At 49.7% G+C, this 24610-nt stretch carries 21 protein-coding genes; 11 read left to right on the top strand and 10 right to left on the bottom strand.

The genetic code is table 11. The features are described from left to right. Positions 1 to 19: 19 nt before the first annotated feature. Complete coding sequence (gene arsC, locus IDZ20_RS02465) at positions 20 to 373, bottom strand: arsenate reductase (glutaredoxin) (protein WP_188149835.1); 354 nt, start codon at positions 371 to 373, stop codon at positions 20 to 22. 257 nt (positions 374 to 630) lie between these two features. Here arsC and IDZ20_RS02460 point away from each other — a divergent pair, with 257 nt between their 5' ends. The 3 genes from IDZ20_RS02460 (at position 631) to IDZ20_RS02450 (ending at position 3773) form a co-directional block, all read left to right on the top strand. Then, entirely contained in the window at positions 631 to 1890 is a 1260-nt protein-coding gene (locus tag IDZ20_RS02460) for a YihY family inner membrane protein (protein ID WP_342745108.1), read from the top strand. Positions 1891 to 2028: 138 nt separating this feature from the next. Then, entirely contained in the window at positions 2029 to 2394 is a 366-nt protein-coding gene (locus IDZ20_RS02455) for a response regulator (protein WP_188149833.1), read from the top strand. 86 nt (positions 2395 to 2480) lie between these two features. After that, positions 2481 to 3773, top strand: coding sequence for a valine--pyruvate transaminase (locus IDZ20_RS02450; RefSeq protein ID WP_188149832.1), 1293 nt, complete (start codon positions 2481 to 2483; stop codon positions 3771 to 3773). A 75-nt stretch (positions 3774 to 3848) separates the two neighbouring features. Here the strand turns inward: IDZ20_RS02450 and IDZ20_RS02445 are convergent, their stop codons facing one another. From IDZ20_RS02445 to IDZ20_RS02420, 6 genes are all read right to left on the bottom strand, one after another. Beyond that, positions 3849 to 4268, bottom strand: a complete 420-nt coding sequence (locus IDZ20_RS02445) for a GtrA family protein (protein WP_188149831.1) — start codon at positions 4266 to 4268, stop codon at positions 3849 to 3851. 94 nt (positions 4269 to 4362) lie between these two features. Beyond that, positions 4363 to 5316: a glycosyltransferase family 2 protein gene (locus tag IDZ20_RS02440; protein ID WP_188149830.1), complete on the bottom strand. Its 954-nt coding sequence runs from the start codon at positions 5314 to 5316 to the stop codon at positions 4363 to 4365. 80 nt (positions 5317 to 5396) lie between these two features. Next, entirely contained in the window at positions 5397 to 7634 is a 2238-nt protein-coding gene (locus tag IDZ20_RS02435; RefSeq protein WP_188149829.1) for a DUF2298 domain-containing protein, read from the bottom strand. A 12-nt stretch (positions 7635 to 7646) separates the two neighbouring features. Continuing rightward, positions 7647 to 8996, bottom strand: coding sequence for a Dol-P-Glc:Glc(2)Man(9)GlcNAc(2)-PP-Dol alpha-1,2-glucosyltransferase (locus IDZ20_RS02430; RefSeq protein WP_245792059.1), 1350 nt, complete (start codon positions 8994 to 8996; stop codon positions 7647 to 7649). Positions 8997 to 9064: 68 nt separating this feature from the next. Beyond that, positions 9065 to 11425 (bottom strand): GH36-type glycosyl hydrolase domain-containing protein, encoded by a 2361-nt coding sequence (locus IDZ20_RS02425; protein WP_188149828.1) that lies wholly within the window; start codon positions 11423 to 11425, stop codon positions 9065 to 9067. 219 nt (positions 11426 to 11644) lie between these two features. Further along, complete coding sequence (locus tag IDZ20_RS02420) at positions 11645 to 13297, bottom strand: MFS transporter (RefSeq protein ID WP_188149827.1); 1653 nt, start codon at positions 13295 to 13297, stop codon at positions 11645 to 11647. Positions 13298 to 13648: 351 nt separating this feature from the next. On the opposite strand from IDZ20_RS02420, the gene IDZ20_RS02415 reads away from it, so the two are divergent. After that, the gene (locus IDZ20_RS02415) at positions 13649 to 14179 is read left to right on the top strand and encodes a gluconokinase (protein WP_188149826.1); all 531 of its coding nucleotides are present in this window, start codon (positions 13649 to 13651) and stop codon (positions 14177 to 14179) included. 108 nt (positions 14180 to 14287) lie between these two features. Beyond that, positions 14288 to 15421 (top strand): SGNH/GDSL hydrolase family protein, encoded by a 1134-nt coding sequence (locus IDZ20_RS02410; protein ID WP_188149825.1) that lies wholly within the window; start codon positions 14288 to 14290, stop codon positions 15419 to 15421. A 57-nt stretch (positions 15422 to 15478) separates the two neighbouring features. On the opposite strand, the gene IDZ20_RS02405 is transcribed toward IDZ20_RS02410, so the two are convergent. Beyond that, positions 15479 to 16072 (bottom strand): lytic transglycosylase domain-containing protein, encoded by a 594-nt coding sequence (locus tag IDZ20_RS02405; protein WP_188149824.1) that lies wholly within the window; start codon positions 16070 to 16072, stop codon positions 15479 to 15481. Positions 16073 to 16133: 61 nt separating this feature from the next. Next, entirely contained in the window at positions 16134 to 17864 is a 1731-nt protein-coding gene (locus IDZ20_RS02400; RefSeq protein WP_188149823.1) for a proline--tRNA ligase, read from the bottom strand. A 76-nt stretch (positions 17865 to 17940) separates the two neighbouring features. On the opposite strand from IDZ20_RS02400, the gene IDZ20_RS02395 reads away from it, so the two are divergent. Next, positions 17941 to 18405 (top strand): HIT domain-containing protein, encoded by a 465-nt coding sequence (locus tag IDZ20_RS02395; RefSeq protein WP_188149822.1) that lies wholly within the window; start codon positions 17941 to 17943, stop codon positions 18403 to 18405. 81 nt (positions 18406 to 18486) lie between these two features. On the opposite strand, the gene IDZ20_RS02390 is transcribed toward IDZ20_RS02395, so the two are convergent. Continuing rightward, entirely contained in the window at positions 18487 to 18930 is a 444-nt protein-coding gene (locus IDZ20_RS02390; protein ID WP_188149821.1) for an HU family DNA-binding protein, read from the bottom strand. Positions 18931 to 19366: 436 nt separating this feature from the next. On the opposite strand from IDZ20_RS02390, the gene IDZ20_RS02385 reads away from it, so the two are divergent. From IDZ20_RS02385 to IDZ20_RS02365, 5 genes are all read left to right on the top strand, one after another. Continuing rightward, complete coding sequence (locus IDZ20_RS02385; RefSeq protein ID WP_188149820.1) at positions 19367 to 19630, top strand: FmdB family zinc ribbon protein; 264 nt, start codon at positions 19367 to 19369, stop codon at positions 19628 to 19630. A gap of 69 nt (positions 19631 to 19699) precedes the next feature. Next, positions 19700 to 21475 carry an aspartate--tRNA ligase gene (gene aspS, locus IDZ20_RS02380; protein ID WP_188149819.1) on the top strand — a complete coding sequence of 592 codons (1776 nt, stop codon included), beginning with the start codon at positions 19700 to 19702 and terminating at the stop codon, positions 21473 to 21475. 121 nt (positions 21476 to 21596) lie between these two features. Beyond that, positions 21597 to 22766: an alanine racemase gene (gene alr / locus IDZ20_RS02375; RefSeq protein ID WP_188149818.1), complete on the top strand. Its 1170-nt coding sequence runs from the start codon at positions 21597 to 21599 to the stop codon at positions 22764 to 22766. Next, positions 22756 to 23826, top strand: a complete 1071-nt coding sequence (gene birA / locus IDZ20_RS02370; RefSeq protein WP_245792058.1) for a bifunctional biotin--[acetyl-CoA-carboxylase] ligase/biotin operon repressor BirA — start codon at positions 22756 to 22758, stop codon at positions 23824 to 23826. Before alr ends, birA begins: the two co-directional genes overlap by 11 nt. Next, complete coding sequence (locus tag IDZ20_RS02365; RefSeq protein ID WP_188149817.1) at positions 23823 to 24593, top strand: type III pantothenate kinase; 771 nt, start codon at positions 23823 to 23825, stop codon at positions 24591 to 24593. Before birA ends, IDZ20_RS02365 begins: the two co-directional genes overlap by 4 nt. Positions 24594 to 24610 lie beyond the last annotated feature (17 nt).

Raw genomic sequence — 24610 nt, 5'->3', positions numbered from 1 at the left:
AGGTAGATACCGAATTGGGCTAGAGTAATGCCAGCACGTTTTCTGGCGGTCGTCCCAATACGGCTTTGCTACCCTTTACGACAATAGGTCTCTCGATTAATTTCGGGTGTTTAACCATTGCGGCGATTAGCTCGTCTTCGGAAAGAGAGGGGTCGCCAAGGTTGTTTTCTTTGTAAGCCTCTTCACCTTTGCGGAGCAGGTTGCGCGCGTTTATGCCCAGTTTTTTCAGTAGCTGCTCTAGCTCTACTGCCGTAAGCGGTGTATCGAGGTAGCGATGTATACTGGGCGATACGCCCGCATCCTCGATCAAACTTAGCGTTTGTCGCGATTTTGAGCAGCGCGGGTTGTGGTAGATTGTGATGGTATCGGTCATATTGGCTTTATCTAATTCAGTGTTGGTTATTTGTTAGCGTGATTAAGTGCTTTTAGCAACTGAGGGCTCAAGTTAAGGTCGCTATTCTAACAGCCTGATTTTGATATAGAACGCTCACTAAGCATTATTATTTTTGGCCTGCGCAGCAGGTATCGCAGTTTGTCGGCAGTAACGCTAAAGTGCGAGCAATATAAACATCGACAAGGAACCTATAGGTGAATCTTCCAGATACGCTAAGTAATAACCGCGCCGTTAAGTTGCTGTTGGCCATAGGCTATTTCTGCCAAGCTTTGTATCGAGAGTTTATCGCCAACAGCTGCCAAAAGAGTGCGGCGGCACTAACCTATATGACGCTGTTTGCACTTGTGCCCTTGATGACCGTGACCTACACGATGTTTTCGTTGATCCCTGCATTTGATGGTGTCGCCGAGGAGTTACAGGGCTTGATCGTACAGCATTTTTTACCCGAGACGAGCAACGAGGTAAGCCAATACCTAGCCGACTTCTCTGCTCAGGCGCGCAGCCTAACCAAGGCGGGCATCGTTATATTGTTGGTGACGGCCTACCTGATGTTGCGCAATATCGAGCGTACCTTTAATGCTATTTGGGGCGTACAGCAGGGTCGTAGCGGTCTGGCTGCGTATTTACTCTATTGGGCGATTTTGAGTGTCGGCCCTCTGCTTTTGGGGGCTGGCTTCGTAGTAAGTACTTACGTTTTGTCGTTGAAGCTGGTCTTGTCTGAGCTTTCCCATATTGGTTTTACCAGCAGCCTGTTTCAGATTGTCCCCTGGTTTATGACCTGCGCGGCGTTTACCTTGCTATTTGTTGCAGTGCCCAACTGTCGGGTGCCGTTTCGCTATGGGCTTGTTGGCGGGATTATCACCGCGCTCTGTTTTGAGGCGCTGAAAACCCTGTTTGGCTATCTTGTTGCCAATTCGAACTTTAAGTTGATCTACGGGGCATTTGCCGTGGTGCCGCTATTTCTCCTCTGGATCAATATGCTGTGGACCATTATTCTTGCTGGTGCGGTGTTTGTGCGCACGCTGGCGGAGCTCTCTTACGCAACTCGTTCTGCGCGCTACTCGGATATGCGGGCGGTATTGGTGTGTATGTCCCTGCTGAGAGCTAAGTCTCGCACAGGTGAAACGGTCAGTGATAAAGACTGTGTTGCCGAAGGTATTGGGCTGGTTCATTGGCAGAGGTTGCGGTCGTTATTGGTACGTCACAAATGGATAGTGGTTACCGATAGTGGTGATTACGCCTTGAGCCGCAACCTTAGTGAGGTAAGTCTTTGGCAGCTGGCAAGCTTAGTGCGGCTTTCGCTAGACGAGTTTACGGCCGAGCCCGAAGCGGCGGCACCGCCTTGGATGGCTGAGTTTGTAAGGCGTCAGCAGCGTGTCGCTAGTCAGGCTAAAGAGGTTTTTGCTATCTCCTTGGAAGACTTGCTCGCCAGTGTGCAAAAGGGTTCCGAAGTCGAACATGAAGCGGAACATAAGGTTAAGGTTGATCCAGACTAACACCTTCAAAATCGCCTGCTATACTCATTCAGAGGGCCGATAGCTTATCTATCGGGTATGGCTTGCGTGAATTCTAGAGGTACTTTTACGGGTACAGATTAGGGTTCTCGGTCAAGCGCTTAAATTGAATGGCATGCAATGGCAATTCCTTTATTAATCTGCGACGACTCTAAGATGGCACGTAAACAGGTGCTACGATCTCTCCCTGAAGGCTGGGAAGTCGATATAACTTATGCCGGTAATGGTCAAGAAGCTTTGCAGGCGATTCGTGAGGGCAAGGGTGAAATGGTCTTTTTGGATCTCACCATGCCTTTACTTGATGGCTACGGCGTGCTCGAAACCGTAAAGTCTGAAGACTTAAAAGCTGTGATTATCGTAATCTCTGGGGATATTCAGCCCGCAGCCCGTGAGCGTGTTGCCGCTCTCGGTGCACTCGATTTCATTAAAAAGCCCATCAGCGGCGACAAACTTCAACAAGTCCTGCAAAACTACGGCTTGCTCTAGTCTGTTAGACTTCGCCTTTTGTAGGCTTGCTGTTTGTAAAACACAACAGTAGGCCTCAACACCGTAGTCATCAGGCGAACCTTTCTATGACCTTCTCACAATTTGGTAAGCAGCTTACCGGTAGCTCCGGCATTGTCGACTTAATGGAAGATTTGGGGCAAGCCCTGAACCAAAATCCTGACATGCTATTTCTAGGCGGTGGTAATCCGGCACATATCGACGCTTTCGAATCCTGTATCGCACAACACTTAACCGCGTTTGCCCAAACACCGGAACAACTGCATAAGCTGGTTGGTGTGTATCAGTCGCCACGCGGTAATGAAACTTGTATAGATGAGTTGGTCAGCTATTTGAAACAACGTTTAGATTGGCCGGTTAGGTCTAAAAATATCGCCCTCGCCAACGGCAGTCAATCTGCTTTTTTTGTATTAATTAATATGCTGGCGGGCCACTTTGATAGTTCCAGTCGCGGTTCAGTTAAAAAAATCTGTTTCCCGATGATGCCCGAATATTTGGGTTACAGCGATCAAGGTATTGCCGACGATATGTTTTGTGGCTACAGACCGAAGCTCGCGCTAATGGGAGAACACCAATTTAAATACACCATTGATTTCGACCAGCTTACAGAACGTGATGACATCGCCGCTTACTGTGTGTCGCGGCCAACAAACCCTACCGGCAACCTGATTACCGATAATGAGATGGAAAAACTTTCTCAGCTTGCGCGACAGCAGGGTAAGCCGCTGATTGTCGATTGTGCTTATGGTTTACCCTTTCCGGGATTAGTTTATGAGAAAGCCACACTGCCTTGGGATGACAATACCATTTACGTGCTAAGCCTTTCCAAGCTCGGTTTGCCTGGGGTTCGCACAGGGATAGTGGTTGGCAATGAGCAATTGATCACCAACTTCGTGGCTGCGAATACCATCCTGTCTTTGGCAAACGGCAACTTGGGGCCAATGCTGCTCACGGAGCTTCTTAAGGCGCAGCAGTTAGACTATTTAATGGAAAAAGTATTACTACCTTTTTATTTGGCGAAGCGAGCGTTAATGCTGCAGCAACTCGAAACCCAGCTACAGGGGTTGTCGTATCGGCTACATAAATCTGAAGGTGCGTTTTTTGTTTGGCTGTGGTTGCCAGATCTTCCCATAAGCAGTCATGAGCTTTATTTACGGCTAAAGGCTCGGGGGGTGTTGATTATGGCTGGGGAGCATTTTTTCTTTGGATTAGATTCAGCGTGGCAGCACGCTCAACAGTGTATTCGATTGAATTTTTGTCAGTCGCAAGAGGTGATCGTAAAAGCCATCGCAATACTTGCTGACGAACTAAAAAATTTGACTGAGGCGAAAAAAAAGACGGCTAAAAAATTGGGAGTTTAGAAACCCTACTTTTGCAAAAATAAAGCGTGAAGACGAGAGCCTAACTAGTTGTGAGAACTTGCTGGCTCGCTTGACTTATCGACTCGCGGCGCCGCTAAAAACCCAGAGCTTACTCATAACAAATGTCAGCACAGGAATTGTGCAAACAACTACGGCTAGGGAGATATACTCCGGTGGTGCAAAGGTTTTTTGCAGCGCGAGGAGCAGTAATTCACTAGCCCCTAAGGCGCCGAGCGATACCACCACGAACCTTGTGAATATCGTCCAGTTAAGCGTTTGCTTGAAGGTGAAACGGCCGTGACCGAAATAGGAAATGGCGACTGCGCTAACATAACCTAAGATGTTCGCTAGGTATAAATCGACTTGGCCGAAGCTGTTTGCGCCTAGGGCAATAAAATAGTGGGTAGCTGTGGCCGCGACACCAACGCATCCAAATACCAACAGTTGTCTAATCAGTTCTTTCGAAAGATGTTGTTTAAATAGAGCTGTTAACACTTAGACTTTATCCGATCAAAATTATGGAGTTGCAAGTCGCTCATCAAAAACATCACCTAAACAACCTTTCTATTTGCTGTAGCTTTAACGAACTTTATTGTTCGAAGCCAATGGTGCGCTCCACCACATAAAGTGGGCGATTTTTAACCTCTTTGTAGATGCGGCCAATATATTCGCCCATCAAGCCCAAGAAGAAAAGTTGAATGCCGCCAAGGAATAGCACGGCTACCATCATGGAGGCATAACCGGCAACATCGACACCAAACAATACTGTTTTGGAAATAATAAAAATACCGTAAAGAAAGGATGCGGCGGAAATGAATAAGCCTAAGTATATACCCATGCGAATAGGCATGGTGCTAAACGAGGCGATACCGCTCAGTGCGAAGTTCCACAATTTCCACATGTTGAATTTAGTTTCGCCCTCTGCGCGTAACGGGCGTTCAAATTCAACAGTGGTGTTTTTAAAGCCCGGCCAGCAAAAAAGCCCTTTCATGAAACGGTCTTTTTCTGGCAGTTTGCGAATAACCTCAACAACTTTTTTATCCATCAAACGATAATCGCCGACATTGGCAGGGATATCGGTATCGCTCATGCTGTTGAATAAAGAGTAAAACCACATAGCTGTATTGCGTTTAATGACCGTGTCAGTTTCCCGTGAGGCGCGCTTTGCGTAAACCACATCAAAGCCTTCGTCCCACTTCGCTATCATCTCGTGAATAAGCTCAGGCGGGTCTTGCAGGTCAGCATCGATTGGAATCATTGCATCGCCCGTGGCGTAGTCGAGTGCTGCAGTCATCGCCGGCTCTTTGCCAAAGTTACGCGAAAAACTTACAACTTTAATACGCGGGTCGTTACTTGAATATTCTAGGAGTAGCTGCAGCGTGTTGTCGGTTGAACCGTCGTTTACGCAGACAATTTCATAGTCGAGTTTCAGGGTAGTTAAGACCTCAGTGACGGTTTCGAAAAAGATTGGGATAACGCTGGACTCGTTGTACATAGGTACGAGCAACGAAAGTAATTTTTTATCGGACGCGTTGTTGGACATAAATGTCTGCACTTTTGGTTAGTCTATGAATTTATAGTTTGCCATATCGTGGGTATAACCTTTAACTGGGCATGCGACCGCTAGTCTATTCGCACCCAAATACCGGTATGACGGTGTCGCGAGTGCTCAAATTCTTGCCACGAATAATGGGCCTTTATATCGCTATTTATTTTGTCAAAAACTTTATTATTGTCGGAAGGGCTAAACACCACATAGCGAACATCCAGGCTTCGTAGCCAGGCGCTAGGGTTTTCTTGCTCCCCTTTATAGAAAGACTCAATAGCGTCTTTCATTATCCAAACTCTAGGTACATCGCCATGCCAAGTGCGCAGGTGCGAAGGCCAACCCAACAGCACCGGCTTGCCGGTAAAAATGCCGTAAATACTGGTGTTGCTGTAGGCGTTGTCAATAACGCGCTCTAACACTATTCCGTCTGGTGCGGCCTGCAGATATTCGAACATCTGACGGTTGCTTGCCGTTTGTGTATACCAGCGATGACCGCTGAGATCACCAAAGTAGTGCTTGCCCGAGTACACGGCGTAACGGGCGAGGTCTAAGCCGGCTGGGAACGTCAATAGTACCAGAATAACGGCGCCACTCCAGCGAATAGCTCTCAACGTAGAGCTTAGTACCAGAGCACCTACCGAGGCCAATACGCCAACTTGTATCCAGCCCCACCATTTCATTACGGTGTTAGTGCGAGCGTATTGTGCCGCGGTGGGATCGTCGATGTAGATGATTTCTGACAGTATTAGCAACACTAGCCACAGGGATGAAAAGTACCACGCGATACGCCGGTAGCGGCCTTCCCAGAAGCCCAAACCTAGCAATAGTAGTAGCGGCCAATGTAGCGCGAGAAAGCGAGTTAACGGTGTGTGTTGATCGCCGTTCACCCACGCGACTGGTGTAGGTAGCGTGCCAGATAGGAAGGTAATGAAAAAAGGGTAGAGTAAAAATGTGGCGACTAGCCCACCGCCAAGCAACCAAACCCAGCTTACCGCGCGCGCCGGCTCGGTTGCGGCATTATTACCACTATCTGTCTCGACATGGGATGCTGCGAAATTGCTTTTAGCACCACTTAGATAGCGATAGGCGATCCAGCCGATAATTAGAAATACCAATAGCGGGAAGGTCCAAGTGTTAGTGGCGATCATAATCGGCACCAATGCCGCTAGCAGGCCTTGAGCAATTTTCTCCGCTCGACGGTTGCTGTTTAGCGCGGTAAGTTGCGATGGCTGCAAGGGTATATTTCGGCCAACTAAATTAGGGTCGGCAATCGACAGCAATAAAGCTAAGGCAATTAATAGAAGGAAGAAGCCACCCATAGTGGGGTGGTAGTCACCTAGAAAAAACTGATAACCAAAGTTCTCGCTTGGCAGCACCATGCGATGATCATCGATGACGGGTTCAGTTTCTGGCAATAAAAGCTTTGCCGCACCTTGATTAACATCGGTTTGACTGCCCCACAGGTCGTCGCGACTACTGCCGATAAAGCGCACGCTGGCAATAATATTCTCGCGCGCAGCGTTGGCAACGGCGTTGCGATAACGCTGGGTTGCTCGCTCTACGGCTTTGTCGTCTTGGCGAGCGGTAAGGAAACTGTCGGCACTCGGCGTTTTATAAACGGCGTGCAAAAGCGGCGTTAAACCGGTGCCGCCAAAAACAATCGCCAGTGTTAATAACCATTGCGGAGCCGCTTTTCGCCAACCGCGCAGGCCGCTAACAGATAAAATTTTATCGGCAATAAACCATACCAGTGTAATCGGCAGGGCGCCGATAAGCGCGAGTGAGAGGTTATAGCTGGTGCCTGGGTTTAATTGAAAAATACGCCCAAGTAGCGCTGCACCATAGTGTTGGAAGGCGTAGTAGTAGTCGAACTTGTGAGGTGGATTCCAGTTGTCGAGCGGTGGCAGGGTCACGCCCTGCAGATAGTTGGAAATAAAAAACAAGTCGGTCATGCGTTCGGACGAAGGCGAGATAGAGGGAAACGCCAAACGCCAGAACAGTGCGTAAATAAATGCGACGATAAACACTATCTCGGCTCGCCAGAAATCTTTGCTTTTAATATCCTTGCGAGTTTTCCATAGAACGAAGCCTGCAGTGGCAATTCCAACCGGCAGTAGGAAGTGTAATTGGCCAAGGCCTATAAAATGCTCGATAAAAAACATTATCAACACTATTGCCACTAAACCAACCGATCGAGCAAGAGCGAAGCTGGCAGCGCCATTGCTAAAAATCCATTTGTTGGCGAGGACGGTAACGCCGGCAATTGCTATCCAAAGTAACAACAGCGTAAAGAGTAGATAAATAAAATACATGGAATCCGTGCCTTACAGAAAAAAGGTTTTTCGGGAAATATTAAAGAGAATATAGGCCGAGAGGCCCATGTAGTAACACAGTGTCAGAGTGCTGGCTGGGCGAGACAGCGACGGTCGAAAAACTAAAAAGAGTATGAGTGAAACAATGTAGTAGCGCTGCTCAATTAAGGGTAGGGGGACAAAACTCAGCAGTGCGAAGGGTATAAGCAGCAGTATTTGTTTGTTGTAGCTTCCCTTGCGCGCGGCACAGACGTAGCTGAGCGCCATCCAAGCAATCGGGAAAAAGCTGACTATACGAAAAGCGGTAATATCTGCCGTGTAGTGCAATAGCCAATTATGGCGATACCAGCCGAGTTCGGTACGATTGTATATGTGTGGGTGCTCATAGGTATACCAGTAAAGCGCGAAGCCGGCGGCGAGCAACGCTAATATCCAAACGTTGTGTTTGAGTAGTTGAAAAATGGCCGGAACCTGTTCAACCGCAAATGGCAAAAAGAGTGCGAAGGACACAAGTAAGAAAAAATATAAATTCGAAAGATTGAACGAAATGGGATGCTGCTCGGCATCGCCCAGCGCGACGCCGCCATTTATGACGACGAATGCAATAAATGCCATAACCACTGCAATTAAGCCGTTGCTGCGACGTAAATAAAGCGTAATAAATTCACGTTTAAACAACTGAAGGGCAGCTGTACGCAACCCCGTGGCTTTGTTCGAACCATAGTGTTCTTGGAAGGTTTGCAGGGCGATTAAACTCAGTGTAAAACCAACCCACATAATGTTGGGCTGGCGTAATAGCACTGCTCCAAAAGCCGCGACGGCGGCCCAGCGATAATCCTGTTTAACGCTTCGCTCAATCATTAGCAGCGTAAATGTCAGTGATGGCAGATCGGTATAGGTGAGAAAAAACAACGGGAATAAAAAAGGTGTAAACACCAGCATTAAGGTGCGGCTCTGCGCTTGATGTGGATAAAAGTGGCTGCACAAACGATAGAACACCGGGATAACACTGGCGGCGAACAGGAGGTGAACAAAACGCAACCCGTTGAGGCTTGTAAGCCCAGTGAGCTTAGCTAACGCGGCGACTACAGCATGGTAGCTGGGAATCATAGTGACGTATTTAAACACTTCGAACTGGCCGTTGATAAACCAATTGATTTGATAGCGATGGACATCTTCATCACCAATACCACCGTCTAGATGGCTGATGGTGTTAAAACCGAGAAGCAGGCTGATACAAATTAACAGCCAGTAGATTAACTGGGGGGAGTCATTAAAATGCGCGCCTTCCTCGGAATGGCTCGGCTTCCTTGGCGCGTGTTCCTGCGGTGCGGTTTTATGTTTTGATCTGGGCGTAACCACGGTTTAGCCTCGTAAAATGCGACCACTGTAAAATACAGTGGTCGCATGCTGCAGGGTTGTTTATCCCATTAAAGGGGAAGTTTTACCTCAACACTATAGTGGGTTCCGGCAACAGGGTTCGCAATTAAGGGCTGGGCTAAGGGCTTGCCATTCACGCTAACCTCAGTTGTGGTTATTCCTGCTGTTCGTTGATAGCTAACTGTAAAGGTAGCGCCGCGGAACTCACGTTCAACCTTCGCCGTTTGCCAATCGCTCGGCAGGAGCGGTTCAACGGTTAAGCCCTCTACGCTGCCACGCAGGCCGAATAAACATTCGATAACGCTGCGGTATACCCAAGACACAGTGCCAGTGTTAAATAGCTGACTGGAGCGGCCTGCAGTACGTGGGAATTGATAATAGGCGCCACGATAATAGTTCGGTATATACACGGGTAATTGGCCGCGTTGTAAGTAGTCGGCTTCGTTCGGCCCCGCAATCATTTTACGGAATACATCGTAACCGCGGTCGGCATCGCCAGCGGCATATAAACCATAGCCGTAGAATGCCGCAGCGTGACTGTAGATGGAACCGTTTTCGGCGGCGCCTGGGTGTTTTTGCGTTACGCGGCCTACATCTTCGCGCATGGCGGTGTAGGCGGGTGCCAACATCATTACACCGTAGGGTGTATCGAGTTGTGCGTCTACCGCGGCGATGAGTTTATCTTTTTGTTCTTCGCTCGGCGTGCCGGCCATTAGCGCCCAACTTTGTGGGTTTAGGAAGATACGACCTTCGACATCTTTGGCCACACCAAAAACAACGTCGTCGTCGGTAATGCCTCGTCCGTACCAGTCGCCGTCCCACATGTGTTTATTAACTGCTGCATTTACTTCTTCGGCACCGGCTTTACATTCGGCGGCAATCTCGGCTTCGCCGATATGTTCACAAACTTCTGCCCATAGTTTTAAACCGTAGGCGGTAGCGACAGAAAGCCAACCTGAAACGCCCTTGCCTTTGTAGCCCACCATGTTCATGGGGTCGTTCCAGTCACCTTGGGCGATAAAATTCAAACCGCGGTGATCGCGATCTTTTAACAGCCAGCGCATGGATGCGGTGATACGTTCAAATACCGTTGCAACCTCGTCGCCTTTCCAGTTTTTGACCGGTGTCTGGAGGAATTCGTAATCGTTCGATTCGTTTAAATAGGCGCGCAAACAAACCGGCAGCCAAACACAGTGATCGGTATGGGGGATTTGATTGATGTATTTAAGCTCGGCGTCGGCACGCATCAAAATGCCGTCGGGCATAGCGCCGGTTTCTTCCTGCTGCGCTAGCGCCCACAAAAATGCATTCTTGGTGACGTCTGGGCTGATGTAGCTCATCCCCATACTGTCTTGCAAAAAGTTGCGGGTTTGCGGGTCGGTAGAAAGACGGTTTACATCGCCGTGGTAAAACACCTGTCGTGGCAACCAGTTGTTAATAAAGTTATCAAAATGCTCGTCGGGCGTTTCAATTTGTATCACGCCTTTGCCTTGCGCCGTGTAGGCCGCATATTCCGCTTTGGTTGCGGCGAAATCTTTATCGCCGAAGTAGCGCTCGCGAACGGCAATAATTTCGGCGTCGTCTTTCGCTGGGCCGAGTAAAAAACGAAAATCTTCCACTTGCTCTGGCGCTAGGCTCAAGCGGTATTGCAGCGCGGCGGCCGGTGTTTCGTAGAGTGCGTCGCCGTTGTTGAGCGTGTCTTGCTGAATGCTTGTGGGGTTGTGAATACCGCCGTCGCCTTCGAAGTTGTCGCGCGCGGCTTCCCATGCATCCGGTTTGCGGTCGTGCAGGAAATAGGTTTTATCTTTTAGATCTTTGTTTTTAAAGTAGTCATCGAGTTTTTGATAGGGTGTAACGCAGGTACCTACCATGCCGTTTAGGTCGGGTCGGTACTGGGCCGACTGGTTCATCCAGCTCATAAAACCAAAGGGTACATAGGGGTAAACGCTAATCTTGCGCTCGCGCCCCGAAATATTGGTTACCTTTAACTTCCACAACTCGACCACATCATTGGCGGGAATGCTCAGCTCCACATCTACTTTGATTCCGAGGTGTTCAACACACCAGCGAATATCATTTTTGCCAATCGAAAAAGTATAGCTATCTTGTTTGGTGCGAACAGGCTCGTAGGGTGCTGAGAAAATCTCTCCGCTTTGCTCATCTTTAATATAGAAAAAACGACCCGGCGAGTGTGCGAAGTAGGGCTGCTCGGGCAGCATGAATATTTTGCCTTCTACCAAGGGTTGGTAGGTATATTTAGAGGGTTCTGGCTGCATAAACTGCGCGATGGCATAGCCGCGACAGTTCACCTGAATCATCATTTTTTTATTCCACAAAAAGCCTGCGGAGTTAGGCATTGCGGTGGGGCTTAATAAATCATAGCGGTCGCCGTTGGCGCTAGCTTTTAACATTCTAATCGTCGCTCCAAAATCGAGTTGCGTATTTTATGTTGCAGATGGGATAGCGGTAGGTGCTTTAATTTTCTAATACCTGAGTTGTGCATTGCTGAAGTAATCGCTAACAGCTATTACCGGCACTGGCGCAGAGCTCTCGTAATAAGCCCGTTGCAGCGGATTGGGTTCTGCTGCAACGGGCTGTCTTTTTAATATTGGCAGTTATTAACCGTTAGACTATTGGCCTGCCGGTTGGCCTTGACGTTCTTTCAAGTCAGCTTGAATCACTTCGAGCTGAGCGCCAGTAAGGGTGTAGAACTTAGTGACAATCACCGCAAGAAGCGCAAAGAAACCCGGTACCGCTGTTTGTAACAATACAATGCCAAACTGCGAAGCATCTGACTGCGCTTCTTTGGCGGCATAACCGAATGCAGCCAATACCCAAAGCATGCCTGCCGAACCGGTTGCGCCGCCCAGTTTTTGAGCGAAGGTCGCGGCGGAGAAGGTCATGGCGGTTGCACGTCGGCCGGTGTTCCACTCGTTGAAATCGGCGGTGTCGGCGTACATCGACCAAGTTATCGGTGACTTAGGCCCAAGCGCAAGGCTGATCAGCGCGCAAAGTAAAAACATCAAGGCAATTTCTGATGGTAGGTCACCGCTGTTGATCTTGACGGTTTCGCCCGCTGTATTTTTGTAGGTTGCCGAAACGCTGATGACCTTGTCGGCATCGGCATTGATGGTGATTTCTGATCCATTCTCATTAGGGATAGCCACCTGCTCGGTAAAAATCCACCATGCTGAACGCTGCTCATGCCATTGATACACCGCGGGCTGGTTGGTTACGTTTACTAAGTCTGCGGCTTGCAGGGTTGTCACTTGGCCGGCGTCGACGCTGCGTACGCCGTTGAGTTCAGGTTTGGGGACAAAGGTAAATAGAACCGAAAGGGTTCCCACTGTTGCCATCAATACCATCAATAGCCGAGTTTTATCTAAAAGCCTCGTCATTAAGGGGGCGCAAGCGGCACCAACCGCATAGGCAATCATCTGTACGCCGAGGAATGCGCCAAGTAGGTCTGGGCGCCCTAGAAAGTAGGTGAAGTAGTAGTAGGCGGAGCCGGCACGCATGGTGATGGTCATCATGATAATCATCGAAAGGATGAACAGGATAATCCAAGGGCGGTTGCCGAGTAGGTCGCGAATATCGTCAAGTGGGTTGGTTTTCTGGCTTGCCGGTGGGCTGATACGTTCTTTGGTGGTCGAAAAGGTAACAAAGAATATGGCGGCTGCAGCAAAACCGTAAATGAGCATGGTTAACTGCCAACCCTTGGCATCGTCGCCGCCGCCGAGGGCATTGACGAAATCGAGCGTAAAGTAGTTAACAAAAAAGCCGGCGCTGAACGCGAAGATAAAGCGAATACTGATCAGGGAGGTACGCTCTTGACTGCGCGCGGTCATCACTCCCGACAGTGCAGAATAGGGCGTGCTTAGTACGGTGTACATCATCATCATTAATGTATAGGTACAGTAGGCGTAGATTACTTTGCCTGATTCGTTTAGGTCTGGGGTGCTGAAGGTAAGTACTACAGCGCCAACCATTGGTAAGCCGGCGAACAGCAAATAGGGGCGGAATTTGCCCCAGCGGGTGCTGGTTCGATCTGCCAGTGCTCCCATGATTGGGTCGGTACAGGCGTCGATAATTTTGGTGGTAAACATCATGGTGCCAGCAGCCGCAGCCGATATACCAAAGGTGTCGGTATAAAAAGCGGCTAGAAATGATGCGATGGTGGTCCAGTAAAGGTTGAACCCGAAGTCACCGAGGCCGTAGCCCAGTTTTTCGCGTATACCCAACTTGGCGGTGCGATCTGCCGCTGTTGTGGCTGTGTTTGACATGCGATAGTCCCCAAAATAGTGATCTAATTATTATTTTTACGACCCGTAACAACGCGATACACCCCGAAAATTGCGCTATTCGGATGCTGCGGCAGAGCTATTGTGGCTCTGCGCTAGGTCAATTCTCTACTGCTGCCGAGCTGATAGTGATCTGATATTGATCCAGATAGCGGCGCAGATAGCGGGTTTGCTGGATATAACCGTTTTCCTCGCTTAGACCCCGAGACAAACCGACGCGTAGCATAAACAGCCTGTCTATGGAAATCCAGTCGATAGCGGTTATTGCGTATCGCGCTTTTACCCCTTTTGCTATCATCCCGCCTTTAATTCGAACAATAAGAAAGCATTTGTATGAGCGCAGTAATAAGTAGAAGGTCGCCAGCCTTATTCATTGTGATGGGCGTGTCTGGCTGTGGGAAGTCTACGGTAAGTGAAAGTTTGGCCGAGCACTTTGGCATTATCAGTCTCGATGCAGACGATTTTCACAGTGCAGAGAACAAAGCGCATATGGCATCAGGGCAGCCGCTTACCGATGCTATGCGAGTGCCTTGGGTACACGGTCTTCGCGACCACTTGGCGCTAATGGCGGCTCAGGGTGAGTCGTGTACTTTGGCTTTTTCCGGTTTGCGCAAAGCCCATAGAGACGTGCTGCGCAATACTGGGCATCGTGTGTTTTATCTCCTACTCGACGGTAGCAGAGAATTAATCGCCAAGCGCATGCAAGCCCGAGCGGGACACTTTATGCCTGCAAGTTTACTCGACAGCCAGTTTGCCGCTTTGGAGCGGCCTATGGCTGATGAGCAAATGATGTACATTGATATCGATCAACCTGTAGACGGGGTGATGAATACTATTTATACCCTTGTAGATGATTTGATTTAGCTGGATAAGGCCGTGCTGTAGTTTGATCCGTCTGTGAGCTTTGCAGACCGCAGTGAAATCTAGAAAAAATGTAAGTTAAAACATGCAGAACAATACGGAGTTGAAACAATGGCGACACCACAGGTGGAACGAAAACTTAGTGCACTTTTTTTGGGGGTGTGGGTACTAGTGTTTGCATTTATACAGGGCTGTACGTCTGCGAATGAAAGCGCGCCAGCTGATGAGGCCTTATCCGTTGCGCCTGCACCACAAACACATTTTCAGTACACGGGCAGAATAGACTTTAGTGATACGGCTGCACCTAAAATTTCCTGGCCGGGCTCACAAGTAGCCGCGGGATTTAGCGGCCCCTATTTGGCGCTAACCCTAGACGATCAGTTTGGTAAAAATTACTTTAGTGTCTTTATTGATGGCGACTGGAACAACCCGTTTATTATCGACTGCGAACCGGGCGTAAAAGATTATGTGGTGAGCACCAATTTATCGCCTGGCAAACATAACTTTACCCTGTTTAAACGCACTGAGGGTGAAGAGGGCCGCACGGGCTTTTTGGGAGTGAAATTAGCGGTCGGAGAAGGCCTGTTGGCGCCACCGCCCAGGCCCACCCGTAAAATAGAATTTTTTGGCGACTCAGTCACCAGTGGTATGGGCAATGAGGCCGCGCTCGATGCCGATGATGATGTGCTGGCAGAAAAGAATAATTTCCTCGCCTACGGAGCCATTACCGCACGCAACCTCAATGCTGAATATGTAAGCACTTCGCAAAGTGGTATTGGTATTTTGGCGAGTTGGAACCCGTTTTTAATGCCGGAATTTTATGACCAGCTTGACGCGGTAGATAACAATGATTCCAAGTGGGACTTTAGTTCGTGGCAGCCGGATGTTGTTGTTATCAATCTTTTTCAAAATGATAACTCGCTGGTCGAAGAGGTGTTGAATCCTGTCCCCACGGATGAACAGCGCATTGCCGCTTATGAAGATTTTCTCGCCCGTATTCGTGCGGTCTACCCGCAGGCGTATATTGTTGCCACTCTTGGCAGCATGGATGCGGTACGCGCAGGTTCACCTTGGCCCGGCTATATTCGCACCGCGGTAGCGCGCTTTAGCGAACAAAATTCCGACGCCCGCATTGCGACATTCTTCTTTCCCGATGTGGGCTTTTATAAGCATCCACGAGTACAGCACCACCAGCATAACGCTGAGCTACTAACCGGGTTTATCAAACAAAAAATGGGCTGGTAACGAAGCGGCGCGAGGAAAAAGGCGGGGTGGGAACGCCGCGAAGGTAGGGGGAAGCACCTAGCGCCAGCGCTTTTGCCAGGCATCCATAACCTTGCGCGGATACCAGTATTTTCCGTAGCTACCGTTGTAGCGAGCAAGGGCGTGGGCCCAGTGGCCATCTTCTTTATCTAAGTAGTGTTTGAGAATGGTGCAGCCGTATTGAAGGTTGGTGGTGAGGTCGATTAGGTTGTCGCTTTCGCGGCCAATCGCTTTTTTCCAAAAAGGCATAATTTGCATCATGCCTTGGGCGCCAACCCGAGATATGGCATAGCGGTCAAAACGGCTCTCGACTTCGATCAAGGCTAAGACAAATTCTGGTGGAACCTCGACTCGTTTTGCCTGGCGGTGAACTTCTTTAAGAATTTTCAGGCGGTAATCGGTGTTTTTTACAAACTTGGTTAGCACGGTCGACTTTTGCAGCAGCCAAACTTCCGCATCAAACCTGTCCACAAAGCTATCGGCGCTGGCGACTGCCGCTAATAATTTGCGGCGCAATTCATCGTCAATTTTTTCGGGTGCTTGATCGGCACAGGATGCGACGGACGGCCACAGTGCAGCAGCTGTACCGGCTAGGCACAGCTGACGTCTGGTAAGTAAAAGCTTGTCCGCCATAGTCTTTACGTGTGGTAATTGGCTAGCCGGTTATTCACTAGCCGGTTTTATAGGGATTCAATTAACGTTTAATTTTGCTGATTAAAAATTCCAGCGCCGATGCAGCATCTATCTGTTGGCTCTCTGCATCGCGTCGTCCTTTATATTCTAGCTCACCATTGCCAAGGCCTCGGTCGCCAACCACAACACGGTGCGGAATGCCGATAAGTTCAACATCCGCCAGCATTGCACCTAAGCGCGCTTTAGGCTCATCCATTAGCAATACGTCGTAACCTTTATTGCGCAATTCTTTGTAAAGCTCTTCACAGGTATTGGCAACGGCTTCCGATTTTTGCATGTTGATAGGAACAATTGCCACGTGAAATGGCGCAATTGCATCCGGCCAAATAATACCGTTGTCATCGTTGTTTTGCTCAATTGCTGAAGCGACGATACGCGAAACACCAATACCATAACAGCCCATGATCATGGCTTTTGACTTGCCGTTTTCGTCGAGTACGGTAGCGTTCATCGCTTCCGAGTACTTGGTGCCGAGTTGGAAAATGTGACCGACTTCGATGCCGCGTTTAATTTCCAGTGTGCCCTTGCCGTCGGGGCTTGGGTCGCCAACGACTACATTACGCAGGTCGGCTTGCTCGGAGTAGTTCACGCCATCGTTCGACCAGTTCATGCCTTTAATATGGAAGCCGGTTTTGTTTGCTCCGCAAGTAAAGTTAACGCTAGCGGCGGCAGCGCGATCGGCAATAACGCGAATGTTTAGGCCAACAGGGCCAAGTGAGCCGACTTCCGCGCCTAGCTCTGCAAGAATGCGTTCTTCCGGAGCAAAGGTGAGGGGTTCGGCAATACCTGCGACTTTTACCGCTTTAATCTCGTTTAGGGTGTGATCACCACGTAATACCAAAGCCACTAGCGGCGCCGGCTTGTTATCTTCTGCTTCACCTAACACAATCAGTGTTTTTAGGGTTTCTGCTGGGGTTATATTTAACAGTGTCGCAACTTCATCAATCGTTTTTTGATTGGGGGTGGCAACTTCTTCTGCTGTTACGGCGATAAACCCTGTTGGGATTGATGGGGCAACCGCTTCCGCGAGCTCAACGTTTGCGGCGTAGTCGCTACCGTTGCTAAAGGCGATGTCGTCTTCGCCGCTTTCTGCGAGCACATGAAATTCATGCGAACCGGAGCCGCCAATAGAACCTGTGTCGGCCAGTACTGGGCGGTAGTCCAAACCAATACGATCAAAAATATTGCAGTAAGCCTGATGCATAACATCGTAGGTTTGCTGGAGCGATTCTTGCGAGCTGTGGAAGGAATAGGCGTCTTTCATAATAAATTCACGCGAACGCATAACCCCAAAGCGCGGTCGAACCTCATCGCGGAATTTCGTTTGAATCTGATAAAAATTGGCTGGCAACTGTTTGTAGCTTTGCAGTTCGTGACGAATCAGGCTGGTAATCACTTCTTCATGGGTAGGGCCCAAACAAAATTCGTTTTGGTGGCGATCGGTGATGCGTAGCAGTTCCGGCCCGTATTGCTGCCAGCGGCCAGACTCTTGCCATAGCTCTGCTGGCTGAACTACCGGCATAAGGACTTCTTGCGCACCCGCGTTGTCCATTTCTGCACGCACAATCGCCTCAACCTTGCGCAGTACGCGCAAACCCACGGGCAGCCAGTTGTAGAGCCCAGCGGCCATTTTGCGAATCATCCCAGCGCGCAGCATTAGCTGGTGACTAATCACCTCGGCGTCGGCGGGAGTTTCTTTTTGGGTTGCGATCAGGTACTGACTGGCGCGCATGATGTTCCTTAATATTTTTGAAGGGTTATACTTTAAAGGCGGTATTCTATACGAACGACAATTATGAGGAATAGTTATGTTTGAGCTCGATCCGGTGTTAAGCGCCGATACTCACATTATTGGTCAGTTTGAGCTTTGCATGGTGCTGCTCCACAAAGACGCGAACTATCCGTGGTGTATTTTGGTACCGAAGCGTCGCGGATTACGTGAAATTCACCATCTAGGTGAGCTAGACCAGCAGCAGTTGATGCGAGAATCTAGCCATTTGTCGGAAGTGATGACGTCGCTGTTTGCTCCCAATAAGATGAATATCGCCGCAATTGGCAATATTGTGTCCCAATTACACCTACATCACGTGGCGCGTTTTAAAGACGACCCGACCTGGCCTAAGCCTATCTGGGGCGCACTGCCGCCAACAGACTATAGCGCCGCCGCCCTACAGAAACGTATTGAGCGCCTGCGCAGCTCGCTTGAAGGAGAGGGGTTTAGTGCCGTTGTTGATGGCGGTGATGACCGCGCGGATAATAATTTTACTCCATAAAGGTGGCGAACGATTGCAGCATTAAAAAAGGGAGCCTAGGCTCCCTTTTTTAATGCTGCAATCGCCTAAAAAACAGCTAACTTACTCGGCCATTTCTTTTAGTTTCTTCAGTGGGCGCAGCTTAACCTGAATGCTAGCGGGTTTTGCGGCGAACATCTGCTCTTCGCCGGTGAAGGGGTTGACGCCCTTGCGAGCTTTGCGAGCTGGTTTTTTAACGGTCAAAATCTTAAACAGGCCAGGCATAACAAATTCGCCACAGGCGCGCTTTTTGATGTGAGCTTCGATAATGTTAGTGAGTTCATCCAAGACTGCCGAAACCTGTTTTTTAGGGACTTCAGTAGACTCAACGATCTGGTTCAATATCTGGGTTTTTGAGTAGCGTTCTTTTACAGCCGTGATTTTTTTAGCTGCAACCGGTGTTTTTACTACAGCAGCCTTTTTGGCCGGTGCTTTCTTCGCTGCGACTTTTTTTGCTGGAGCCTTCTTTGCTGGGGCTTTTTTAGCTGGAGCTTTTTTAGCTGCCATAGGTAGACCTCATTTTTTGTTTTTGAGTGGAGTATCGTGATCATCTGGCTCGGACGGCGCAATTGAGTAGTAAGTTGATTGCAACCGCCTTGCGCCCTTGGCCGGTATATATAGTGTATTAATACCTAAGCAGCAACCTGAAAATGCTGAAAACAAGTACTTTTTTGCTGTTTTGGCTAATTTCGAGCCATAAAAAGGAGTTGAGAAAACTTTTTCCTTGTTGGGCTTGATTCTTGGTGTTGGCGGACCTATTTAGCCTTGCGGCGTGGATTGTCTAGAAGATAACCGCATTTGCGTCGGCTTCACCTTCATCAATGGGGTGGGCTGCGTTATAATGCCCCGCTTTTTTGGCGGTGGTTAGTGTTCCATAAGTGGAAACTTGACTGGTATGCGCGAGCGCGGATTTGGTTTGTACTGCAAAAATAGGTAATGATAGATGCCGATATACGAATATTTGTGTGACTCTTGTGGGCATCAGCTGGAAGCCTTACAGAAAATGAGCGATGGCCCCTTAACGGATTGCCCATCTTGCGATGCTCCATCATTGAAAAAACAGGTATCAGCAGCTGCTTTTCGTCTGAAGGGTGGCGGCTGGTATGAAACTGACTTTAAGTCGGGCAAAAAGAAAAACTTAGCTGGTGACAGCGGTGCCGGTAGTTCATCCGGTAGCGACTCGGGCTCCTCAGGCGGCGCTAGCTAGTAACCTAATGACAACTCGTTAGCGTCGCTGGCGGCACGTTACAATAATCATATATTACGGGAATAAACCATGCGCAGTGTCTACTGTGGCGTATTAAACGCTTCCAATATTGACCAAGAAGTAACCCTTTGTGGCTGGGTGGATCGTCGTCGTGATCACGGCGGGGTAATTTTTATCGATCTGCGTGACCGCGATGGCATTGTGCAAGTGGTGTTTGACCCAGATGTCGAAGCCAATTTTAAGATGGCCGACAAGGTTCGCTCAGAATACGTGTTGCAGGTGACCGGAAAGGTGCGGGCACGCAGCGAGTCGACCGTAAATAAGAATATGGCGACCGGCGAAATTGAAGTTTACGGCACCAACTTGCAGATTCTCAATACAGCTGAAACCCCTCCGTTTCAGCTTGACGAACACATTAGTGTCGGCGAAGACGTGCGTTTAAAGTACCGTTATCTCGATTTGCGTCGCCAAGCCATGCAAACCAATTTGAGATTTCGTTCGAAGGTTACTAACGCGATTCGCAACTACTTGGATGACAACGGTTTTCTTGATATTGAAACCCCTATTTTAACTCGCGCCACGCCGGAAGGTGCGCGCGACTATCTTGTGCCTTCGCGAACCCATGACGGTAAGTTTTTTGCGTTGCCGCAATCGCCTCAGTTATTTAAGCAGTTGTTAATGGTTTCGGGCTTTGACCGCTACTATCAAATTGCTAAATGTTTTCGCGACGAAGATTTACGTGCAGACCGTCAGCCCGAATTCACCCAAATCGATATCGAAACATCGTTTATGGATGAAGAGCAGATAATGTCGGTGACCGAAAAGATGATCCGTAAATTGTTCTCGGAGCTTAAGGGTGTAGATTTGGGCGAGTTCCCGCGTATGCCCTTCTCTGAGGCGATTGAAAAGTACGGTTCAGACAAGCCTGATATGCGTATTCCGTTGGAAATGATCGAAATAAAAGATCTAATGAAAGATGTGGAGTTTAAAGTGTTCTCCGCGCCAGCAAACGATCCGAAAAGCCGCGTTACGGCCATGCGCGTCCCCAAAGGTGGAGAGATTCCACGTAAAAAAATCGACGCCTACACCAAGTTTGTGTCTATCTATGGGGCTAAGGGGCTGGCCTATATCAAAGTTAACGATAAGGATGATCTGGAAAATGGTTTGCAGTCTCCAATCGTTAAGTTTTTACCAGCAGAGGTGTGCCGGGCAATTTTAGATCGGGTTGGGGCGGAAAATGGCGACCTGATTTTCTTTGGTGCTGATACCCATAAAGTCGTTACCGAAGCGCTTGGTGCACTGCGTTGCAAGCTGGGTGAAGATCTTGATCTTTACACCTGTGAGTGGGCGCCGCTTTGGGTTGTCGACTTCCCAATGTTCGAAGAGTTAGATGGCGGCGCATTAACTGCATTGCACCACCCCTTTACCGCGCCCAGCTGTTCGCCAGAAGAGTTGCGAGCCAACCCTGCGACGGCCCTGTCGCGCGCCTACGATATGGTACTTAACGGTACGGAGTTGGGTGGTGGTTCTGTGCGTATCCACAATCAAGATATGCAGCAGTCAGTGTTTGAAATATTGGGGATTAGCGAAGAAGAGCAGCGCGAGAAGTTTGGCTTTTTGTTGGACGCGCTGAAGTTCGGTGCTCCTCCTCACGGCGGTTTGGCGTTCGGTTTGGATCGACTGATTATGTTGATGACCGGTTCCGATAGTATTCGTGATGTGATTGCCTTTCCGAAAACGCAGTCCGCCGCCTGTGTAATGACTGACGCTCCCGGCGCAGTTGATACTAAGCAATTGCAGGAGCTGCACATACGTTTGCGTACTAAAACGCAGGCGCCTGCTTAAGCTATTGGTAATGGCTCCCGTCCAAGTGCGGGAGCTTAGTTTGCTGGTATGACTGCTGTCCTAGTGTTATAAACGCTGCTGTTTATTAACGTGGTTTTCTATCTGGGGCGCACGCCTATTCATGCTTTCGAACAGCCTATCGAGTAACACCTCTAATTTATCGGCTCCGCACTTGGTAGTCGATCTCAACGCGATTGCCGCCAATTGGCGGTTTCTGAATAGCTGTAGCCAGCCACTAGCCATTGCTGGTGCTGTTGTGAAAGCCAATGCTTACGGTTTGGGTTTGGCTCAAGTGGCACCCTGTTTGTTGAATGCTGGCTGCAAACATTTTTACGTTGCTAACCTAGAAGAAGCGATTGCCTTAAAGTCTATTCTTGCCGACGCTCAAGTCGATGCTGCAGGAGTTGAAATTAGTGTGCTGTCGGGCTGTGCGCGTGGCGATGAGCGTGAGTTTGTCGAGCGTCAAATCTTACCTGTTTTGATCTCTCTGGAAATGGCGGAGCGTTGGTCTGATGCTGCGAGCGCCGGTGCGCGTGCGCATTTAAAAGTAAATTCAGGCATGGGGCGGTTTGGTTTGGAGGGCGAAGAGCTTGAAAGTCTTCTTCAATCGAAAAATTTACGTTCCGACTTGGGTGTTATAGCCTTGATGAGTCATTTGGCTTGCGCTGATGAGCCTGAACACCCGTTAAATCAGCAGCAGCTTTCGCGTTTTAGTTCGATGCTTGCGAGTGCTCGTAAGCAGCTCCCAGACTTGCAGGGTTGTCTGTCAAATTCAGCCGGCGTATTGCTGGGCGAGGCTTATCATTTTCAGCGCACGCGCCCGGGTATCGGCTTGTATGGCGGGAATCCTCGACCAAGTTTTCCGCAACAGCTGCAGGCGGTGGTCAAACTCCATCTTCCCGTACTGCAATTGCGCAATTTAAATGCGGGTGAATCGGTTGGCTACGGCGCGAGCTTTGTGGCTAGCTCTCCACGCAAGTTAGCCGTGTTGGCTGGGGGGTATGCGGATGGTTTATTTCGCAGGCTAACAGGCCGAGCTAAAGCCTGGGTGACCGATCCAAATAGTGCCGATACTGGAGGCTGGTTCGCGCCGGTTGTGGGGCGGATTTCTATGGATTCCACGGTGATTGATATTACCGATTTGCCTGCGGGCGTGGTCGCGCCAGGTTGCGCAGTTGAAATGTTGGGGGCGAATGTGACGCTCGCCGATTTTGCTCGGGCGGCGGAGACGATCGATTACGAAGTGCTTACGTCTCTCGGCGCGCGTTATAGGCGGGTTTATGTCGAGTGAGGTTAAACTGAGTGATACGCTCAGTGCATTGTTGGGTACCTTGGCAGACGGTGCATTTCACTCGGGGGAAGCGCTTGGTGAGTGCGTGGGTATAAGTCGAGCTGCCGTGTGGAAGCAGTTGCAGCAGCTGCAGGGCTTGGGAATCGATATCGAACGTTGTCGCGGACGCGGTTATGCGTTATCTCGGCCTCTCATCCTGCTCGATGTTGATCGTATTTGTGCGAGCCTAAGTACCGAGGTGTATCGTTCGGTAAGTGTCCGCGGTGTGCAGCAAATTCCGTCTACGAATAAGTATTTGATGGATGCAATTCATCGCGGTGAGGACGCTCGCGGGCAGGTTTGTATTGCGGAGCAGCAAAGCGCTGGTAGCGGTCGCCGTGGCCGGCCGTGGCAGAGCCCGTTTGGGGCCAATATTTATTTCTCTATGGCTTGGCGCTTTGCGACTGGCGTGGCCGCCCTTGAGGGCTTGAGCCTTGCTGTAGGCGTTGCCGTGAGTCGCGCGCTTAGTGTTTTGGGGTTCCCCGCTGTGGGCCTAAAATGGCCGAATGACCTGCTCTGGCAAAACCAAAAACTCGGAGGGGTACTGCTTGAGATTGCGGGCGATGCCAGCGGCGAATGTTATGTGGTGATTGGTATTGGTTTAAATGTACGGATGCCCGACGCAGCAGGGCAATCGATTGATCAGCCTTGGACCGATCTCGCTGCATTGGTGTCGGCATCGGAATCCGCAGCAGAGCTAGCGTCATCTAATGTCGATCTCGTTACGCCGACGCTAGATCGGAACCTTGTAATTGCCGCCATGCTCGAGCAGCTGGTGCCAATGCTTATGGATTATGAGCGGACTGGCTTTGCGCCGTGGCGTGATAGCTGGCAGTCGTTAAACTGTTATCGCGGCCAGTTGGTAAGTGTCAGCTCTGCTCGTGAAAGTATTTGCGGCGTGCTTTTGGGGGTGGATGATAGTGGTGCGTTAGAGCTTGATGTGGACGGGCAGCGCCGCCAGTTCGTTGGCGGCGAACTCAGTTTGCGCACAGCGACAACCGCCTTCGAGGGGCGCTCATGATTCTATTGGTGGATGTCGGGAATACCCGTATTAAATGGAGTTTAGGGTTTGGCGAGGGTTGTGTTGCCGGTGTTTTTGGGCGGAGCTCTCCGAGACAGGATGGTGACAATCTCGTGGCTGTGATGTCTGGTACAACTGCGCCGGTAGAGGTTTGGGTGGCGTCGGTGGCCAGTTTGGAATTTCAAGGTAGCCTAACTAAAGCTGTGACTAAGGCGTGGGGTTGTATTGTTCGGTTTGCGCGTGTGCAGTCCGACTTGTTAGGTCTGCAGCCGGCGTATGATGATGTTCAGCAGTTGGGGGTGGATCGCTGGCTGGCCATGCTCGCAGCGAGATATCGAGCCAAGCAAAGAGCTATTGTTGTGATCGATGCGGGTAGTGCGATTACGGTGGACTACGTGTCTAGCGCTGGGCGTCATCTGGGCGGCTTGATAGCGCCAGGGGTAAAGATGATGCAGCGGGCATTATATAGTAATACGGCACTTGTTAAGGTTAAGCCGTTAACTCTGCCGCAGACGTGGCGGCCGGGGCAGGATACCCTAGGCTGCGTTGAGCAGGGGGTTGCTACAATGTTGCAGGGTTTTTGTGCCCAGCTGAGCGCTAATGTTGATTTGCTCGAAAGCGAGTTTAAGCAGGCCGCTTGGTTTGCTACCGGAGGCGATGCGGTTTTATTTTCGTTGCCCGAAACTCATGATATAAGCGTGGTCGATGATCTCGTTTTACAGGGGTTGAACCTTTGGGGATTAAGCGCGCCCAGCGTGTTTGTGTAGGTGTTACGTGGTTTTAA

Source organism: Teredinibacter waterburyi (genome assembly GCF_001922985.1).
Lineage (GTDB): Bacteria > Pseudomonadota > Gammaproteobacteria > Pseudomonadales > Cellvibrionaceae > Teredinibacter > Teredinibacter waterburyi.
Note: the sequence above shows the minus strand (reverse complement) of the source record. Positions and strands in the feature narration are given on the sequence as shown.

Bases quoted from the DNA above. Each gene is read 5' to 3' on its own strand.
- arsC (WP_188149835.1), bottom strand. From the start codon at position 373: ATGACCGATACCATCACAATCTACCACAACCCGCGCTGCTCAAAATCG.
- IDZ20_RS02455 (WP_188149833.1), top strand. From the start codon at position 2,029: ATGGCAATTCCTTTATTAATCTGCGACGACTCTAAGATGGCACGTAAA.
- IDZ20_RS02450 (WP_188149832.1), top strand. From the start codon at position 2,481: ATGACCTTCTCACAATTTGGTAAGCAGCTTACCGGTAGCTCCGGCATT.
- IDZ20_RS02440 (WP_188149830.1), bottom strand. From the start codon at position 5,316: ATGTCCAACAACGCGTCCGATAAAAAATTACTTTCGTTGCTCGTACCT.
- IDZ20_RS02435 (WP_188149829.1), bottom strand. From the start codon at position 7,634: ATGTATTTTATTTATCTACTCTTTACGCTGTTGTTACTTTGGATAGCA.
- IDZ20_RS02425 (WP_188149828.1), bottom strand. From the start codon at position 11,425: ATGTTAAAAGCTAGCGCCAACGGCGACCGCTATGATTTATTAAGCCCC.
- IDZ20_RS02420 (WP_188149827.1), bottom strand. From the start codon at position 13,297: ATGTCAAACACAGCCACAACAGCGGCAGATCGCACCGCCAAGTTGGGT.
- IDZ20_RS02415 (WP_188149826.1), top strand. From the start codon at position 13,649: ATGAGCGCAGTAATAAGTAGAAGGTCGCCAGCCTTATTCATTGTGATG.
- IDZ20_RS02410 (WP_188149825.1), top strand. From the start codon at position 14,288: ATGGCGACACCACAGGTGGAACGAAAACTTAGTGCACTTTTTTTGGGG.
- IDZ20_RS02405 (WP_188149824.1), bottom strand. From the start codon at position 16,072: ATGGCGGACAAGCTTTTACTTACCAGACGTCAGCTGTGCCTAGCCGGT.
- IDZ20_RS02400 (WP_188149823.1), bottom strand. From the start codon at position 17,864: ATGCGCGCCAGTCAGTACCTGATCGCAACCCAAAAAGAAACTCCCGCC.
- IDZ20_RS02395 (WP_188149822.1), top strand. From the start codon at position 17,941: ATGTTTGAGCTCGATCCGGTGTTAAGCGCCGATACTCACATTATTGGT.
- IDZ20_RS02390 (WP_188149821.1), bottom strand. From the start codon at position 18,930: ATGGCAGCTAAAAAAGCTCCAGCTAAAAAAGCCCCAGCAAAGAAGGCT.
- IDZ20_RS02385 (WP_188149820.1), top strand. From the start codon at position 19,367: ATGCCGATATACGAATATTTGTGTGACTCTTGTGGGCATCAGCTGGAA.
- aspS (WP_188149819.1), top strand. From the start codon at position 19,700: ATGCGCAGTGTCTACTGTGGCGTATTAAACGCTTCCAATATTGACCAA.
- alr (WP_188149818.1), top strand. From the start codon at position 21,597: ATGCTTTCGAACAGCCTATCGAGTAACACCTCTAATTTATCGGCTCCG.
- birA (WP_245792058.1), top strand. From the start codon at position 22,756: ATGTCGAGTGAGGTTAAACTGAGTGATACGCTCAGTGCATTGTTGGGT.
- IDZ20_RS02365 (WP_188149817.1), top strand. From the start codon at position 23,823: ATGATTCTATTGGTGGATGTCGGGAATACCCGTATTAAATGGAGTTTA.